This is a genomic window from Paragemmobacter kunshanensis (genome assembly GCF_011059185.1).
Classification (GTDB): domain Bacteria; phylum Pseudomonadota; class Alphaproteobacteria; order Rhodobacterales; family Rhodobacteraceae; genus Paragemmobacter; species Paragemmobacter kunshanensis.
The window spans coordinates 236,206-251,205 of record NZ_JAALFE010000003.1 but is presented as its reverse complement, the minus strand read 5'-3'; the positions used below and the strand labels follow the sequence as shown (position 1 = coordinate 251,205).

General features: G+C 66.2%; 17 protein-coding genes. 8 read left to right on the top strand and 9 right to left on the bottom strand.

Annotated features, from left to right (window positions below):
• Positions 1-157: 157 nt before the first annotated feature.
• From G5V65_RS05050 to G5V65_RS05025, 6 genes are all read left to right on the top strand, one after another.
• The gene (locus tag G5V65_RS05050; protein WP_165047503.1) at positions 158-685 is read left to right on the top strand and encodes an SH3 domain-containing protein; all 528 of its coding nucleotides are present in this window, start codon (positions 158-160) and stop codon (positions 683-685) included.
• A gap of 77 nt (positions 686-762) precedes the next feature.
• Complete coding sequence (locus G5V65_RS05045) at positions 763-1,587, top strand: SDR family oxidoreductase (RefSeq protein WP_165047501.1); 825 nt, start codon at positions 763-765, stop codon at positions 1,585-1,587.
• A gap of 100 nt (positions 1,588-1,687) precedes the next feature.
• Entirely contained in the window at positions 1,688-1,891 is a 204-nt protein-coding gene (locus G5V65_RS05040) for a twin transmembrane helix small protein (RefSeq protein ID WP_165047500.1), read from the top strand.
• Between the two features lie 4 nt (positions 1,892-1,895).
• On the top strand, positions 1,896-2,474 hold the full coding sequence (locus tag G5V65_RS05035; protein WP_165047499.1) for a cob(I)yrinic acid a,c-diamide adenosyltransferase: 579 nt from the start codon (positions 1,896-1,898) through the stop codon (positions 2,472-2,474).
• Between the two features lie 139 nt (positions 2,475-2,613).
• Positions 2,614-3,375, top strand: coding sequence for an electron transfer flavoprotein subunit beta/FixA family protein (locus G5V65_RS05030; protein WP_165047498.1), 762 nt, complete (start codon positions 2,614-2,616; stop codon positions 3,373-3,375).
• A 1-nt stretch (position 3,376) separates the two neighbouring features.
• The gene (locus tag G5V65_RS05025; RefSeq protein ID WP_165047496.1) at positions 3,377-4,300 is read left to right on the top strand and encodes an electron transfer flavoprotein subunit alpha/FixB family protein; all 924 of its coding nucleotides are present in this window, start codon (positions 3,377-3,379) and stop codon (positions 4,298-4,300) included.
• Positions 4,301-4,389: 89 nt separating this feature from the next.
• On the opposite strand, the gene G5V65_RS05020 is transcribed toward G5V65_RS05025, so the two are convergent.
• Entirely contained in the window at positions 4,390-5,211 is an 822-nt protein-coding gene (locus G5V65_RS05020) for a DUF6473 family protein (RefSeq protein WP_165047495.1), read from the bottom strand.
• A 168-nt stretch (positions 5,212-5,379) separates the two neighbouring features.
• Between G5V65_RS05020 and G5V65_RS05015 the strand changes: the two genes are divergently transcribed.
• Positions 5,380-6,258: a 3-hydroxybutyryl-CoA dehydrogenase gene (locus tag G5V65_RS05015; RefSeq protein ID WP_165047494.1), complete on the top strand. Its 879-nt coding sequence runs from the start codon at positions 5,380-5,382 to the stop codon at positions 6,256-6,258.
• Positions 6,259-6,370: 112 nt separating this feature from the next.
• Here G5V65_RS05015 and G5V65_RS05010 read toward each other — a convergent pair whose 3' ends face one another.
• Genes G5V65_RS05010 through G5V65_RS04980 form a run of 7 tightly spaced genes read right to left on the bottom strand, consistent with a single transcriptional unit; the run spans position 6,371 to position 11,730 of the window.
• Positions 6,371-7,276 (bottom strand): lysophospholipid acyltransferase family protein, encoded by a 906-nt coding sequence (locus G5V65_RS05010; RefSeq protein WP_343162819.1) that lies wholly within the window; start codon positions 7,274-7,276, stop codon positions 6,371-6,373.
• A gap of 30 nt (positions 7,277-7,306) precedes the next feature.
• Positions 7,307-7,576 (bottom strand): HPr family phosphocarrier protein, encoded by a 270-nt coding sequence (locus G5V65_RS05005; RefSeq protein WP_165047493.1) that lies wholly within the window; start codon positions 7,574-7,576, stop codon positions 7,307-7,309.
• A gap of 11 nt (positions 7,577-7,587) precedes the next feature.
• The gene (locus G5V65_RS05000) at positions 7,588-7,983 is read right to left on the bottom strand and encodes a PTS sugar transporter subunit IIA domain-containing protein (RefSeq protein WP_165047492.1); all 396 of its coding nucleotides are present in this window, start codon (positions 7,981-7,983) and stop codon (positions 7,588-7,590) included.
• Positions 7,980-8,894 carry an RNase adapter RapZ gene (gene rapZ / locus G5V65_RS04995; RefSeq protein ID WP_165047582.1) on the bottom strand — a complete coding sequence of 305 codons (915 nt, stop codon included), beginning with the start codon at positions 8,892-8,894 and terminating at the stop codon, positions 7,980-7,982. Before rapZ ends, G5V65_RS05000 begins: the two co-directional genes overlap by 4 nt.
• Positions 8,895-8,908: 14 nt before the next feature.
• Entirely contained in the window at positions 8,909-9,334 is a 426-nt protein-coding gene (locus G5V65_RS04990) for an HPr kinase/phosphatase C-terminal domain-containing protein (protein WP_165047490.1), read from the bottom strand.
• Positions 9,331-11,028: a sensor N-terminal transmembrane domain-containing protein gene (locus G5V65_RS04985; RefSeq protein WP_165047489.1), complete on the bottom strand. Its 1,698-nt coding sequence runs from the start codon at positions 11,026-11,028 to the stop codon at positions 9,331-9,333. The genes G5V65_RS04990 and G5V65_RS04985 overlap by 4 nt, the downstream gene beginning before the upstream one ends.
• Positions 11,029-11,730 carry a response regulator transcription factor gene (locus tag G5V65_RS04980; protein ID WP_165047488.1) on the bottom strand — a complete coding sequence of 234 codons (702 nt, stop codon included), beginning with the start codon at positions 11,728-11,730 and terminating at the stop codon, positions 11,029-11,031.
• 399 nt (positions 11,731-12,129) lie between these two features.
• On the opposite strand from G5V65_RS04980, the gene G5V65_RS04975 reads away from it, so the two are divergent.
• On the top strand, positions 12,130-13,728 hold the full coding sequence (locus tag G5V65_RS04975) for a phosphoenolpyruvate carboxykinase (protein ID WP_165047487.1): 1,599 nt from the start codon (positions 12,130-12,132) through the stop codon (positions 13,726-13,728).
• A 204-nt stretch (positions 13,729-13,932) separates the two neighbouring features.
• On the opposite strand, the gene G5V65_RS04970 is transcribed toward G5V65_RS04975, so the two are convergent.
• On the bottom strand, positions 13,933-14,733 hold the full coding sequence (locus G5V65_RS04970) for a sulfite exporter TauE/SafE family protein (RefSeq protein ID WP_241250441.1): 801 nt from the start codon (positions 14,731-14,733) through the stop codon (positions 13,933-13,935).
• Positions 14,734-15,000: the final 267 nt, after the last annotated feature.

Genomic DNA, 15,000 nt, shown 5'->3' with positions numbered 1-15,000 from the left:
TCGCCGCGCGCCATCGGTCCAGCCGAAAGAAGACCGCCCCGCCCCGCCCGTCCGACCTTGGTCGGGAAATGGTCGGAACGTGTAAAATTGCAGGCTGACTCGCCTCAAAGCCGTGCTAATCCGAAGGGGGAAATGGTGCGAGTCGGGTGGATTGCCAATGTTTCGTTATCTCGTCTTCTTCGGCGCGGCCTTTTACCTCGCGCTTCTGATCGGCGGCGAAGATCGCGGCCAGCAGCGCATGGGCCTGCGCGGCGCCTATGACGTGGCCCTCGCGCCGCCCGCGCCGGCACCGGCCCCCGTGGCCCCTGCCCGGATCGCCCCCAGCGAAACCGCCGCCCCCGCGGAAACCCTGCGCGTCCTGCCCGCCCCCGCCCCGGCGCTCGTCCAGAATGCCAGCCTGACGGAAGAACCCGCCGCCCCCGGCTTCAACGATTTCAACAATCCCGAAGTCATCCTGCGCACCATCACCGCCGATGCGGCCAATGTCCGCGCGGCCCCCGGCCGCAACGCCGCCGTCATCGGCCGCCTCGAACGCGGCGAAATCGTGCAGGTCGTCGCCGAAACCGAAGACTGGATCCATATCCGCATCGAAGGCGACGGGGTCGATGGCTTCGTCCATCGCCGCCTCATCTCGCGCGAGGCGCCCTCGCTCTCCTCCGCCACGCTCTTCCCCGCGGCAGACTGACAGCTTTTCATTGCCAGAAGCCTGTTCTTGCTCCTAAATCCCCGCAAAGGGCAGAACAAGAACAGGCACCGCGCACCATGCGTTCCATCCTCATCACCGGATGCTCCTCGGGCATCGGCTACGACGCCGCGCATGCGCTGCGGGCACGCGGCTGGCGCGTCTTCGCCACCTGCCGCCAGCAGGGCGATTGCGACCGCCTGATCAGCGAAGGGCTGGAAAGCTTCCCCCTCGATCACTCCTGCGAGACCAGCATCGAAACCGCCGTCGCCGAAACCCTGTCGCGCACCGATGGCAAGCTTGACGCCCTCTTCAACAACGGCGCCTTCGCCTGCCCCGGCGCGGTGGAAGACCTGCCCCGCGGCGCCCTGCGCGAGATCTTCGAAACCAACTTCTTCGGCTATCACGATCTGACCCGCCGCCTGATCCCCACCTTCCGCGCGCAAGGCGCGGGCCGCATCGTCAACTGCTCCTCTGTCCTTGGCCTTGTGGGCGCGAAATGGCGCGGGGCCTATGTCTCCACCAAATTCGCGCTGGAAGGGCTGTCCGATGTCCTGCGCCTTGAAATGCAGGGCACCGGGATCGAGGTCATCCTCATCGAGCCCGGCCCCATCGGCACCCGCATCCGCGAAAACGCCATCCCGCATTTCGAAAAATGGATCGACTGGGAAAACTCCGCCCGGCGCGACGAATACGCCACCCTGCTGGATCGCCTCTACAAGCCCGATGCCCGGAAAGACCGCTGGGAACTCCCCGCCGCCGCCGTCACCGCGAAACTGATCCACGCCCTCGAATCGCCGCGTCCCCGCGCCCGCTACTACGTCACCACCCCCACCCATATCGCGGGCCTCTTGCGCCGGATCCTGCCCACACGCCTGCTCGACCGCGTCGTCGCACGGGGCTAGATCCACTGCCCCGGGCGGCAATTCGCCCCGCCGGGGCGATTTGCCCTTTCGCTTTTTGTCACTTCTCCCCTAGATCACCCCCAGCACGAAGGGGAACGCCATGCTGTCAGATCCGCTTTTCATCATCGCAGCCCTTGCCGCCTTCGCGGTTCTGGCCATCCTGATGGTCGGCATCGGCGGCTTCGCCAAGGGCGGCGATTTCAACCGCAAGCACGCCAACCGCATCATGCGCTACCGCATCATCGCGCAGGCCGTGGCAGTCGCCCTGATCGTCGCCTTCGCCTATCTGAAATCCAAGGGGTAAACCGATGGTCGTCCTGTCCAAGATCTACACCAAGACCGGCGACGCCGGGGAAACCGCGCTCGGCAACGGCGCCCGCGTCGCCAAGCACGCCACCCGCGTTTCCGCCTATGGCACCGTGGATGAAACCAACGCCACCGTGGGCCTTGCCCGCCTGCATGCCACCGGCGACATGGACGCCGCCCTCGCCCGCATCTCGAACGATCTCTTCGACATGGGGGCCGATCTCTGCACCCCCGACATGCATCTCGACGCCACCCTCCCCTACACCCCCCTCCGCATGCAGGAAGCACAGGTTCTCCGCCTCGAACGCGAGATCGACGCGATGAACGCGAAACTGCAGCCGCTGCGCTCCTTCATCCTGCCGGGCGGCTCGCCGCTGGCCACCTACCTCCACCTTTGCCGCACCGTCTGCCGCCGCGCCGAACGCCTCACGGTCGAACTCGCCACCATGGAATCGGTCAACCCCGAGGCGGTGAAATACCTCAACCGCCTCTCCGACTGGTTCTTCGTCGCAGGCCGCATCGCCAACGACGACGGCAAGGCCGACGTCCTCTGGGTCCCCGGCCTGACCCGCGAAGGCTGACCCGCCGGGGAAACGCGACGTCCCGACGCGCTTTGCTGTCGCATTTGGTCTGTTGCTGCGCGGCCGGACGGTCTAGTTACGCTACCGAGAGCTTGGGATAGGTCCGCGCCGCCGGACCGGGAAAAAGGAGATTTGCGCGATGAAGGTCCTGGTGCCTGTCAAACGTGTGATCGACTACAACGTGAAAGTCCGCGTCAAGGCGGATGGATCGGGCGTCGATCTGGCCAACGTGAAGATGTCGATGAACCCCTTCGACGAGATCGCCGTCGAAGAGGCGATCCGGCTCAAGGAAAAGGGCATCGCGACCGAGATCGTCGTCGTCTCCATCGGCGTCAAGCAGGCCCAGGAAACGCTGCGCACCGCGCTCGCCATGGGCGCTGACCGCGCCATCCTGATCGAAGCCGCCGCCGACGTGCATACCGATATCGAACCCCTCGCCGTGGCCAAGCTGCTGGCGGGCGTGGTCAAGGAAGAAGGCCCCGGCCTTGTCCTCTGCGGCAAGCAGGCGATCGACAATGACATGAACGCCACCGGCCAGATGCTTTCGGCCCTTCTCGGCTGGAGCCAGGCCACCTTCGCCTCGGAACTCGCCGTGTCCGGCGATGCCGCCACCGTCACCCGCGAAGTGGATGGCGGCCTTCAGACCATCACCGTCAAGATGCCCGCCATCGTCACCGTGGACCTGCGCCTGAACGAACCGCGCTACGCGTCGCTGCCGAACATCATGAAGGCCAAGGCAAAGCCGCTGGCCACCAAGACCCCCGCCGATTACGGCGTGGACGTCGCCCCGCGCCTCTCGGTCGTGAAAACCGTGGAACCGGCAGGCCGCAAGGCGGGCGTCAAGGTCTCCTCGATCGAGGAACTCATCGCGAAACTCAAAGACGAAGCAGGGGTGATCTGACATGGCCGTTCTCCTTCTCGCCGATGTGAATGACGGCGCACTCGCCACCGACGCCGTCGCCAAGGCGCTGGCCGCCGTAAAGGGCCTGGGCGAGGTTCATGTCCTCGTCGCAGGCACCTCTGCCGCCGCCGCGGCCGAGGCCGCGAAACTCGACGGTGCCGCCAAGGTGCTGCATGCCGATGACGCCGCCTATGATCACGGCATGGCCGAAGCCATCGCCGCGCTGATCGTGTCGCTGGCCGGCAATTACAGCCACATCGCCGCTGCCGCGACCGCCTTCTCCAAGAACGTCCTGCCCCGCGCCGCGGCGCTGCTCGACGTCATGGTGATCTCGGACGTGACCGCCGTGGTCGATGCCGATACCTTCGAACGCCCGATCTATGCGGGCAACGCGATCCAGACGGTGAAATCCTCGGACGGCAAGAAAGTCCTGACCGTCCGGACCGCCTCCTTCAACGCCGTCGCGAATTCCGGTTCCGCCGCCGTGGAAAAGGTGGCCGTGGCCGCCGATGGCTCGCTGTCGAAATGGGTCGAAGACAAGGTCGCCGCCTCGGACCGCCCCGAACTCACCTCCGCAGGCATCGTCGTCTCGGGCGGCCGTGGCGTGGGCTCCCAGGCCGACTTCGCGCTGATCGAGAAACTGGCCGACAAGCTCGGCGCCGCCGTCGGTGCCTCGCGTGCCGCGGTCGACTCAGGCTACGCCCCGAACGACTGGCAGGTCGGCCAGACCGGCAAGGTCGTCGCCCCCACGCTCTACGTCGCCGTGGGCATCTCGGGCGCGATCCAGCATCTGGCGGGCATGAAGGACTCCAAGGTCATCGTCGCCATCAACAAGGACGAAGAGGCCCCGATCTTCCAGGTCGCCGATTACGGCCTCGTGGCCGACCTCTTCACCGCCGTGCCGGAGATGATCGAAAAGCTCTGATCGCGCCCACCGGGCGGATCAAGGGGGCGCGGGCCAGACCCGCGCCCCTTTTTCATGCCCATCCGGGCCGTCCTTGCAGGACGCCCCGCTCACACCAGCCCACGCAAGACCGGAAGCAGCGCCTCGGCCATTTCGCGATGCGCGGCCACCCCCGGCAGCCCCCGCGCCGCAGGCTCCGACAGTTCGGGAAAGACCATCCCCTGCGTGCCCTGCATCCGCGCCGCCGCACTCGGCACCGCGACCACCAGCGCATCCGCCGCCTCGGCCACCTGCTCCACCATCGCCGCATCCACCAGCAACGGCTCCCCAAGGGGCGCATCGCGCCGCGGCCCGGGCGGCCGCTCGCCCACCCAAAGCAGCACCAGCCGCCCCGGCACCTGTGCCAGCAGCGACTGCATCCGCGCCGTCCAGGCCGCGCGCAATTCCTCGGCCACCAGGGCAAACCGCTCCGGCCCGGCCTCGAACAGCGCCCGCAGCATATGGCGGGTAAAGCTGAAATCGGTGAAATCAACCCCCCGATAGATCGCCCGCAACACGGGCGAGGCCCGCAGGAACCGGTCATTGCGCCGCTGATGCACCGAATACATCCGGTTCGTCAGATCGCCCGCCCCGGGCAGTTGCACCACCACGGCCGCCGCCCGCGTCACCACCTCCATCACCGCCGGATCCGAAAGCCAGGCATCCGGCCCCGCATTCGGACAGCCCAGATTGACCACCGGCAGATCAAGCCCCTCTTCGGTCAGCTGCGCATAGGGCTTGGGGATGTATCGCCCATAGGTCTCGATCCCGCCCAGCACCGCCACATAACGCCCCGTCACGTCCCGCCTTGGCCCGCGGAACATCAGTCTCGACCGGCCATAGCGGCACGGCATGTAATCCAGCGACCCGCCGCCGGGAAAAGCATAGGCCATCACCCACCCCCGAATTCACAACACCCGGGGGAAAGCCTGCCGCCTGAACGTGAAGAAATCCCTAAACTTGCAATTCGATATGATCTTTGCCCATTCCCCGGCGCGCGCCATGGCTTGCGCCCCGCCCCCCCGGTTGCATAAGGTCTGCCCGGACAGAAGGAGACGATCATGCCAGAGATCCGCAGCATCGGAATCGTGGGGGCAGGCCAGATGGGCAACGGGATTGCCCATGTCTTTGCGCTGGCCGGCTATGACGTGCTGCTCAACGACATCGCCCAGGAAAGCCTCGACCGCGCCCTCGCCACCATCGAGCGCAACATCGAACGCCAGGTCAGCCGCGGCAAGGTTTCGGCCGAAGACAAGGCCGCCGCCCTGTCCCGCATCCGCACGACCCTCAAACTCGCCGATCTGGGCGCGACCGACCTGATCATCGAAGCCGCGACCGAACGCGAAACGGTGAAACAGGCGATCTTCGAGGATCTGCTGCCCCATCTCAAACCGCACACGATCCTCACTTCCAACACCTCCTCGATCTCCATCACCCGCCTCGCCTCGCGCACCGACAGGCCGGAAAAGTTCATGGGCTTCCACTTCATGAACCCCGTTCCCGTGATGCAGCTGGTGGAACTGATCCGCGGCATTGCCACGGATCAGGAAACCTGGGACAGCCTGCACGAGGTGGTGCGCAAGCTGGGCAAGACCGCCGCCAGCGCCGAAGACTTCCCCGCCTTCATCGTGAACCGTATCCTGATGCCCATGATCAACGAGGCGGTCTATACGCTCTACGAAGGCGTGGGTTCGGTGAAATCCATCGACGAATCGCTGAAGCTTGGCGCCAACCACCCGATGGGGCCGCTGGAACTGGCCGATTTCATCGGGCTGGACACCTGCCTTGCGATCATGAACGTCCTGCATGACGGCCTTGCCGATACGAAGTACCGCCCCTGCCCCCTGCTGACGAAATATGTCGAGGCAGGCTGGCTCGGCCGGAAAACGCAGCGCGGCTTCTACGACTACCGGGGTGAGACACCGGTCCCGACACGTTAAAGGACAGAAGCAGATCGCGCGGCCCCTGATTCTTCGCAGAAAAATCGTTGGGGCCGCCGAGCAGAAAACCGCAGGCCCCACGATTTTTCTGCGAAAAATCAGGGCCAGCGCCCTATTTCTTCAAACTCAACGTATGTTCCCGCAGCCAGGCCAGAAACCCGCGCGGGTTGCCTTCCCATTTCTTCAGTTCTTCGGCCGGGATCGGCGCCCCGATCACGGGCCGGGTCGGCTTGAACAGGCAGCGCTTGATCTCGTGCAACAGCAACCCCTGCCGGATCGTGTCGCTGATCTTGTTGGCAATCAGGAAGGCGCGGGAATTCTGCCCCGGAAAGAACACCGGCAGGATCGTCGCCCCCGACGACCGCACGATCTTGTGGGTGAAGACGTTCCACTCCGCCTCCACCGCCGGGCCCCACCAGCCCTCGCTCATCGCCACCTTCCCGGCCGGAAACAGGATGATCACCCCGCCCGCCTTCAGGTGCTTCATCGTCTCGTCCCGCATCTGCAGGCCCAGCTCGCGCGCATTGTCCTCATGCGGGAAGGGCACCGGGATCATGAACTGTTCCACCTCCGGGATCCCCGTCAGCAAGGACCGCGTCAGGATCTTGAAATCCGACCGCACCCGCGTGACCAGTTCCGCCAGAACCATCCCGTCCACCAGCCCCGACGGATGGTTCGACACCACCACCAGCGGCCCCGTCTTCGGGATCAGCGCGATCTCCTCGGGCGGGGTCTCTATCGTGATCCCCATCTGCCGGATCGCCTTGGGCCAGAACGGCGCGCCCACCGGTGCCCCCGTCCGCTCGAAATCCCGGATCAGCCGCAGAAGCGTCACCTTCGCCGTCAGCCATTCCAGCGCCCGGATCGTATTGGCCTTGATCGGGTTCTTGAACGTCCCGGCATAGGACAGACGCCGCATGTCATAGGGGCGCTCGGCGCGCTCGGCGCGGCGGATGGCCAGTTCGGCCTCGCTCACCTCCAGGGTGCGGATATCTTCGCTCTGCGAAGTCTCGGTCACGTCGGATCTGCCTTTCGCGTCTGACGCGCCTCAGTAGTCCTCGCCGAAGCGGTTTGCAACCAGCGCCTCCAGCGCATCGGCAAGCTTCTCCGCCTCTGCGCCGGAAGTCGCCACGTCGATCGTCGTGCCCCGTGATGCGGCCAGCATCAACAGCCCCATGATCGAATCGCCCGACACCGTCATGCCGTCCTTCGACACCTGCGCCTGCGCATCATGCCCCTCGACCACTTCCACGAACTTGGCCGAGGCCCGCGCATGCAGCCCCTTCTCGTTGATGATCCGCAAATTCCGTGCCGTCATGGTCCCCGCGCTCATGCCCCGCCGCCAAGGTCCAGACTGTTGATATACTTCCGCCCCGCGTCAAGCGCGGCGGCAACCGCCTCGGGCACCGGCATCTCGCGCGACTTGGCCAGCTTGATCAGCATCGGCAGGTTCGCGCCATAGACGATGCGCCGGTCCTGCCCGCAACAGGCCATCAGCGACAGGTTCGACGGCGATCCGCCGAACATGTCCGTCACCACCACCACGCCCGCGCCCATATCCACCGAATCCGCGGCGGCGCAGATTTCCGCCTGCTTGGCACTGCGGTCATGGTCATCCTCGATGGCGATGGCCCGCACCGCATCCTGCTTGCCCACGACATGTTCGACCGCCGAGAGATATTCCCGCGCCAGTCCGCCATGTGCAACGATCACGATACCGATCACGCGCCCTTCACCCCGATCCCGAGGGCGGCATCCGCCACCCTCCGCTCCAGTTCCCGGTGCCGTTTTGACACCGCCCAGCCCGCCTCTGCAAGCACCTTCCCCAGCATTTCCGCCATTGCGACGCTGCGATGTTGCCCGCCAGTGCAGCCAAATCCGATGGACAGATGCGCCTTGCCCTCTTCCACCATGGCCGGAAGAAGAAAGGTCACCATGTCGCACAACCTGCCGAAGAATTCCGCGAAACGCGGGTCAGCGCGCAGATGGGCTTCCACCGCCGCATCCCGCCCGTCCAGATCGCGCAGGCCCGGCTCCCAATAGGGATTGTTCAGGAATCGGCAGTCGAACACCATGTCCACGCCCCGCGGCAGGCCCCGCTTGTAGCTGAAGCTCTGCACCGAAACCGCCAGCCGCTGCGCCAGGGCCCCGTCGAACCAGCGCGCCAGTTCCGCCTTCAGGTCATGCGGGCTCATCTCGCTGGTGTCGATCAGGTGATCGGCCCGCACCCGGATCGGCGCCAGAAGGTCGATCTCGCGCGCCACGCCCTCGGCGGGCGTCTCGGCCGGGGCCAGCGGATGGCGCCGCCGCGTCTGGCTGTAGCGCTGGATCAGGACCGGCGCCGCGCAATCCACATAGACCACCTCCAGCGCCACCCGCGGATCGCGCGTCAGCCCGTCGATCGTCTCGATCAGGGCCGCCACGTTGAAATCGCGGTTGCGCACATCAAGGCCAAGGGCGATGGGCCGCCCCAGCGGCGCGCCCTCGATCAGCCGCGGCACAAGGCTCAGCGGCAGGTTGTCGATGACCTCATATCCCAGATCCTCCAGCGCATGAATCGCCGTGGATCGCCCGGCCCCCGAAGGCCCCGTCACCAGAACCAGCCGGTGTTCCTGCTGCGCCGTCCGATCCTGCATTCCGGGCCCGTCCGTCATTCCCTGCGTCCCGCCCTGAGATAGAGCATCACCGCCGCCGGGAAATGGGGCGTCTCCTGGCCAAGCACAAGGTCCACTGTCCTTCCGAGGTAGGTCACCCCCCGCCGCGGCGGCAGGCGCATCCTCTCCCGTTCTGCCATGTCGACTGCCAGCACCACCTCGGCCCCATCCAGCGGATCGGCATTCAGAAGCCCCACGCCCCGCGCCTCGATCATGCCCCGGATCGCGGGCGGACAGGCGGCCCAAAGCGCCCCGTCGCGCCGCGAAAGCGCCACCTGGTCATCCGCCACCAGCCGCGCCCCCAGCGCCATCAACTGCACTCCCAGCGCCGATTTGCCCGCCCCCGATGGCCCGCAGATCAGCACGCCCCGCCCCTCGACCGCGACGCAGGTCGCGTGCAGCAGCAGGCCGTCGCCGGTCACACCGGCAGACCCACCACAAAGCGCGCGCCCAGCGGGTCAGAGGTGACATCGGCATGGGTCGGGCGGATGTTCTCGGCCCAGATCACGCCGCCATGCGCCTCGACGATCTGCTTGGAAATCGCCAGCCCAAGGCCGGAATGTTCCCCGAACTGCCCCTGCGGGCGTTCGCTGTAGAACCGCTTGAACACCTTGGTCAGCGCCTGTTCCGGGATCCCCGGCCCGGTATCCTCGACCACGATCAGCACCCGGTTGTCGCGCCGCCGCGCCCAGACGCGCACCGCATCGCCATCCTCGCAGAAGCTGATCGCATTGGTGATCAGGTTCACGAAGACCTGCGCCAGCCGCGCCTCCAGGCCCCGGATCTGGATCGGATCATTCGGGAAATCGGTGATGAACTCGACACCCTTCTCATTGGCCTGCTGGCCCAGATATTCCGAGATATTGGTCAGGGTGCGGACAAGGTTGAACTCCTCCTCCTCCTCCTTGACCAATTCGCTGTCCAGCCGCGAGGCGTTGGAAATGTCGCTCACCAGCCGGTCCAGCCGGCGCACGTCATGTTCGATCACATCCAGCAGCTTCGACTTCTGGTCGTCGCGCTTGGCCACGCGCAGCGTGCCCACCGCCGACCGCAGGCTTGCCAGCGGGTTCTTGATCTCATGCGCCACATCGGCCGCGAACTGCTCGTTCGCGTCGATCCGGTCGTACAGCGCCGCCACCATGCCCCGCATCGCCACCGACAGCCGTCCGATCTCGTCGGGCCGCGCCGCCAGATCCGGGATCCGCACCCGCCCCGGCGCCATCTTGCGCGCGTCCCGGTCACGCCCCAGTTCCGCCGCCGCCGCCAGATCCGACAGCGGATTGGCAATGGTCGATGCCAGGATCAGGCTCAGCCCGAATGACACCATGAGCGAGGCGATGAAGATCAGCAGAACCTGCTCGCGCTCGCCGCGCACCAGCGCGTCGATCCCCTGCTGATCGCCCGCCAGCGCCACCACGGCCAGCACCTGGCCATCCATCCGCACGGGTTCGGCCACCGCGAAGATCCGCCCGCCATCCGGCGCGCGCCCGTCGATCCGCACGCCTTCGCCCTTCAGCGCGGCCGGCAGCAACGTCTGCACCAGCGCGGAACCATCCGCTGCACCCTCGACGTCCGGCCCGCCGCCGAACAGGCCCTGCACCCCGTTCCACGCGCCCGTCAGCGTATCCACGATCGGCGTCGGCCGCACCGCAACCGCGGCCCCGGGCCGCGCCTCGCCGATCCGGCGCGCGGCCACATCCCCCGCGGCGGTCACCGCAAAGGCCTCCACCCCCGGCGGCACCTGCACCGTCTCCAGCACCCGCGACAGCCGCGCCGCATCCATCGGCCCCGGCGCCTCGGCGGCCACCGCCTCGAACACATCCGAAACCAGCAGCGCCTCGTTCACCAGCGCCTCGCCCCGCAGGCTGACCAGCGTGTCGCGGAACGGGTTCAGGAACAGCACGCCCCCCGCCAGCACCAGCAGCGCCAGCAGGTTGAAAAGGATGATCTTCCGCGCCAGCGGCGACCGGTTCAGGGACACCAGCCCCCGCCTGTCGCGGCTCGCCCGCAAGGCCGGATCGACCAGCCCCTCGCCCGAGGTCCAGTCTTCCCCAAGCACAACGTCGCCCGAACGGGTCGGGCGACCATCCTTTCCAAGTCGAGGCGCTGCGGTCATTTACTCTTCGTTATAACGATAGCCGATTCCGTAAAGCGTCTCGATGGCCGAAAAGCTGTCGTCCACCGCGCGCATCTTCTTGCGCAGCCGCTTGATATGGCTGTCGATGGTCCGGTCATCCACATAGACCTGGTCATCATAGGCCACGTCCATCAGCTGATCCCGGCTCTTCACGAAACCGGGCCGCTGGGCCAGTGCCTGCAACAGCATGAATTCAGTCACGGTCAGCGCCACATCCTGCCCCTTCCAGGTCACCGAATGGCGCAGCGGATCCATCCGAAGATTTCCCCGCTCCATGATCTTCGTCTCTTCCGTGGTCGCCACCTCGCCGGTGGCGATGGCATCCTGCCGCCGCAGCAGCGCCCGGATCCGCTCCACCAGCAGGCGCTGGCTGAACGGCTTCTTCACATAATCGTCCGCGCCCATCCGCAGGCCCAGAACCTCGTCGATCTCGTCATCCTTGGATGTCAGAAAGATCACCGGCATGCTGGTCTTCTGGCGCAGGCGCTGCAACAGGTCCATCCCGTCCATGCGCGGCATCTTGATGTCCAGCACTGCCATGTCCGGCAGGCGGCGGTTGAAGGCATCCAGCGCGGACTGCCCGTCATTGAAGGTCTCTACCTCGAACCCTTCGGCTTCCAGAGTCATCGCGACGGATGTCAGGATATTCCTGTCATCGTCGACAAGCGCGATCCTTGCCATGGTGGTTTCCCTATACTGCCCGTGTGTCATACGTTTTTTATTATGTCGGGCATGATCATTTTTCCGCCTCCGGGAATCAACCGATATGTGCGAATCACGTCATTTGCGGGGCGGAACCGTCGCGGAAAACCCACAGGAATGGCGAAATTGCCGCACATCCGGGCAGACGGGGTGGGACATATGGTCCCTCTCCGCCCGCATCCGGGCCATGGTTGCGCTAACCTCCCGCTGGTTGCGCTAACGCAGCAAAACCGTCCTGTTCCAAGCGGTTGGCGACGTGTTATAGCACCCCCATGGCATCCCCCCTTGGCCCGGAGGATGGCATCCAACCCTTTGGTCCGGGTTGGCAATTTCTGATCTGACATGGTCGGTGCGATCCCGGCCGCAGGAGCTTGCAGGATGACGAACGGACGCGTGAACCCCGCGCAGGAACTGGCACATCAAGGCATCACCGGCCTGGGGAACGTCTATTACAACTTCCTCGAGCCCGCCCTGATGGAAGAGGCCGTCAGACGCGGCGAAGGCCGCCTCGGCAAGGGCGGCGCCTTCCTCTGCTCCACCGGTCAGTATACGGGCCGTTCGCCCAAGGACAAATTCGTCGTCCGCACCCCCTCGGTCGAAAAGACGATCTGGTGGGAAAACAACGCCCCCATGGCCCCCGATGCCTTCGACCGGCTGCATGCCGACATGCTGGCCCATATGCAGGGCCGCGATTACTTCGTGCAGGATCTCTATGCCGGGGCCGATCCCGTCCACCGCCTCGATGTGCGCGTGGTGACGGAACTCGCCTGGCACGGCCTCTTCATCCGCCACCTGCTGCGCCGCCCGGATCGTGCGGAACTGGACAATTTCGTTCCGGAATGGACGATCATCAACTGCCCCAGCTTCAAGGCCGACCCCGCGCGCCACGGCTGCCGCACCGAAACGGTGATCACGCTCAACTTCGACCGCAAGCTGATCCTGATCGCCAACACCGCCTATGCGGGCGAAAACAAGAAATCCGTCTTCACCTTGCTGAACTACCTGCTGCCCGAAAAGGGCGTCATGCCGATGCATTGCTCGGCCAACCACGCCATCGGCAACCCGGTCGACACCGCCGTCTTCTTCGGCCTCTCCGGCACCGGCAAGACCACCCTCTCCGCCGCCCCCGACCGCACCCTGATCGGCGACGATGAACACGGCTGGTCGGATCGCGGCACCTTCAACTTCGAAGGCGGCTGCTACGCCAAGACCATCAACCTCAACCCCGAGGCCGAACCCGAAATCTACGCCACCACCCACCGTTTCGCGACCGTGGTGGAAAACATGGTCTACGATCCCGAAACGCTGGATCTCGATTTCGATGATGACAGCCTGACCGCCAACACCCGCTGCGCCTATCCGCTGGACTATATCTCCAACGCGTCAGGCACCGGCCTTGGCGGGCATCCGAAGAACGTGATCATGCTCACCTGCGATGCCTTCGGCGTCCTGCCGCCCATCGCGCGGCTGACGCCCGCCCAGGCCATGTATCACTTCCTGTCGGGCTTCACCTCCAAGGTGGCAGGCACCGAACGCGGCGTCACCGAACCGCAGCCCACCTTCTCCACCTGCTTCGGCGCGCCCTTCATGCCCCGCCGCCCCGAGGTCTATGGCAAGCTCCTGCAAGCCAAGATCGCCAAGCACGGCGCCACCTGCTGGCTGGTCAATACCGGCTGGACGGGCGGCGCCTATGGCACGGGCAAGCGGATGCCCATCCGCGCCACCCGCGCGCTGCTCTCGGCAGCCCTCGACGGCTCGCTCGCCGGGGTGGAGTTCCGCCGCGATCCGAATTTCGGCTTCGAGGTTCCGGTCGCCGTCCCCGGCGTGGATGCCACGCTTCTGAACCCGCGCGCCACCTGGGCCGATCCCGCCGCCTATGATGCCCAGGCGGGCAAGCTGGTCGAGATGTTCTCGAAGAACTTCGGCCAATACGTGCCCTTCATCGACGAAGACGTGAAGGCCGCCGCCATCGGCTGAACGCAGGGCGGGGTGAACCCCGCCCTACAATCACCCCACCCGTAGGGCGGGGTTCACCCCGCCACCGCGCCGCACCGTAGGGCGGGGTTCACCCCGCCCCACCCCCCAACATCACCGCTCACCCGTAGGGCGGGGTTCACCCCGCCCCACTCCCCAACATCACCGCTCACCCGTAGCGCGGGGGTCTCCCCGCGCCCCAAGCCCTCACATCACCGCCTGCCGCACCAGGTTCAGCCCGGTCAGCACCAGCAACCCCTGCGTCCAGCGCCGGAACCGCGCCTGATCCAGCCGGTCCTGCACCCGATAGCCGATCGCCATCCCCAGCATCGCCGGCACCACCAGCGCCGCCGAAAAGCCAAGGCTCGCCCCATCCGCCACACCCGTCCGCAGATGCGCTGCCAGCAGCGCCACCGCCCCGATCAGGAACACCACCCCCTGCACCCGCACCATCTCCTGCTTCCCCGCCCCGATGGACAGCAGATACACCAGCAGCGGCGGCCCCCAGATCCCCGAAATCCCCCCGAACAGCCCCCCCAGCACGCCCAGCCCCCATTCCGCCCGCGCCCTCTGCCGCAGCGGCAGCGCCAGTGGCACCCCTATCAGTTGCAGCGCCGCGAACACCGTCACCGGCACCCCCAGCAGCAAGAGATAGGCCATGCGCGGGATCACCGTCAGAAAGGGGGCCGAGATCACGATGAAGACCACCGTCGCGATCAGGAACCGCCGATAGGCCAGAACAGAACCCCAGGCAGGCCCCAACCCCTGCCGCGTCGCCTGCGACAGGTTGGTGATCAGCGTCGGCAGGATCAGCCCCGCCACCGCCAGTTCCGGCGGCAGAAAACCGTTGAAGGCAGACACCATGATCAGCGGCATGGCAAAACCCACCGCCCCCTTCACGAAACCGGCAAACAGCGTCACCGCCATCGCCGCCCAAAAGGCCCCGGGCTCCAGCCCGGCCATCGCCCAATCCATGCCCGCCCCCCGCGCCGCCACGGCTGCGACCATGCCGCCCCCGCCTGGCAATGCCAAGGGCCGGCAAGGCCGAAGGCCAGCGCGCCTGCCGCCCGACTCACCCCAGCCGGTTCATGGTTAACCGCCCCTTGCCCTGCCGCGCGGGCATACGCCCGTCTGCACCAGCCATCTGCACCGGCAGTGGCACCGCGGAAACCGCCAGACCCGGACCATTACCTCAGCGTTCCCAAGGGCTTGCCCCGAAATCCGCCCTCCTGCACCGCCTCAATCCCGCATCAGAAGGAAAATTCCGCTGCGACA

Excerpts from the sequence above, each read along its gene's own strand:
- G5V65_RS05050 (WP_165047503.1), top strand. The coding sequence starts at position 158 with ATGTTTCGTTATCTCGTCTTCTTCGGCGCGGCCTTTTACCTCGCGCTT.
- G5V65_RS05045 (WP_165047501.1), top strand. The coding sequence starts at position 763 with ATGCGTTCCATCCTCATCACCGGATGCTCCTCGGGCATCGGCTACGAC.
- G5V65_RS05040 (WP_165047500.1), top strand. The coding sequence starts at position 1,688 with ATGCTGTCAGATCCGCTTTTCATCATCGCAGCCCTTGCCGCCTTCGCG.
- G5V65_RS05035 (WP_165047499.1), top strand. The coding sequence starts at position 1,896 with ATGGTCGTCCTGTCCAAGATCTACACCAAGACCGGCGACGCCGGGGAA.
- G5V65_RS05030 (WP_165047498.1), top strand. The coding sequence starts at position 2,614 with ATGAAGGTCCTGGTGCCTGTCAAACGTGTGATCGACTACAACGTGAAA.
- G5V65_RS05025 (WP_165047496.1), top strand. The coding sequence starts at position 3,377 with ATGGCCGTTCTCCTTCTCGCCGATGTGAATGACGGCGCACTCGCCACC.
- G5V65_RS05020 (WP_165047495.1), bottom strand. The coding sequence starts at position 5,211 with ATGGCCTATGCTTTTCCCGGCGGCGGGTCGCTGGATTACATGCCGTGC.
- G5V65_RS05015 (WP_165047494.1), top strand. The coding sequence starts at position 5,380 with ATGCCAGAGATCCGCAGCATCGGAATCGTGGGGGCAGGCCAGATGGGC.
- G5V65_RS05005 (WP_165047493.1), bottom strand. The coding sequence starts at position 7,576 with ATGACGGCACGGAATTTGCGGATCATCAACGAGAAGGGGCTGCATGCG.
- rapZ (WP_165047582.1), bottom strand. The coding sequence starts at position 8,894 with ATGCAGGATCGGACGGCGCAGCAGGAACACCGGCTGGTTCTGGTGACG.
- G5V65_RS04985 (WP_165047489.1), bottom strand. The coding sequence starts at position 11,028 with ATGACCGCAGCGCCTCGACTTGGAAAGGATGGTCGCCCGACCCGTTCG.
- G5V65_RS04980 (WP_165047488.1), bottom strand. The coding sequence starts at position 11,730 with ATGGCAAGGATCGCGCTTGTCGACGATGACAGGAATATCCTGACATCC.
- G5V65_RS04975 (WP_165047487.1), top strand. The coding sequence starts at position 12,130 with ATGACGAACGGACGCGTGAACCCCGCGCAGGAACTGGCACATCAAGGC.
- G5V65_RS04970 (WP_241250441.1), bottom strand. The coding sequence starts at position 14,733 with ATGGTCGCAGCCGTGGCGGCGCGGGGGGCGGGCATGGATTGGGCGATG.